Raw genomic sequence first — 682 nt, 5'->3', positions numbered from 1 at the left:
CCGGGCCGGGCCGGCGCGAGCGCGACGCCGCCGCAGGGCGGCAGCCGGTTCTGACGAAGCCGGATCCCACCGGGGGGATCGTCATCCGAATACCGGTCTCGGCCGGTACCGCGGCTTCCCGGCGCGACGGCGGCCATGCTAGGGCGTGCCGCATCCCAACGGGACGGACCGGCACCCTGCGCATGCATCCTTTCGTGAGACCCGACGGCGGGACGTCGTCGTGAGCGGCCCGGACCTGCGCCGCGCGGCCGCCGCCCGCGCCCTCGATCTCGTCGAGCCCGGAATGCGGCTCGGCCTCGGCACCGGATCGACGGCGGCGGCCTTCGTCGCGTTGCTCGGCGCAGGGGTTCGCGACGGCCTCGACGTCGTCGGCGTCCCGACCTCCGAGGCGACCCACGCGGCGGCGACGCGGGAAGGCATCCGCCTCGCGACGCTGGAGGAACTGCCCGAGCTCGACCTGACGATCGACGGGGCCGACGAGGTCGATGCCGATCTCCGGCTGATCAAGGGCGGGGGCGCGGCGCTGCTGCGCGAGAAGATCGTCGCCTGCGCCAGCCGCCGCATGGTGGTGATCGCCGATGCCGCCAAGCGCGTCGGGACGCTCGGCGCCTTCCCGCTGCCGATCGAGGTCAACGTCTTCGGCCTCACGGCGACCCGGCGCGCCGTCGAGGCGGCGATCGCG

1 protein-coding gene is annotated in these 682 nt (G+C 75.1%); it reads left to right on the top strand.

Annotation, left to right across the window (positions count from 1 at the left end):
• Positions 1-220: 220 nt before the first annotated feature.
• Positions 221-682 (top strand): ribose-5-phosphate isomerase RpiA (rpiA, locus tag FV223_RS29255; RefSeq protein ID WP_147730068.1); only part of this gene is annotated, 462 nt, incomplete at its 3' end.

Source organism: Methylobacterium sp. WL116 (assembly GCF_008039455.1).
Classification (GTDB): Bacteria; Pseudomonadota; Alphaproteobacteria; order Rhizobiales; family Beijerinckiaceae; genus Methylobacterium.
The sequence above is the reverse complement of the archived record's forward strand: the minus strand, read 5'-3'. Positions and strand labels throughout refer to the sequence as shown.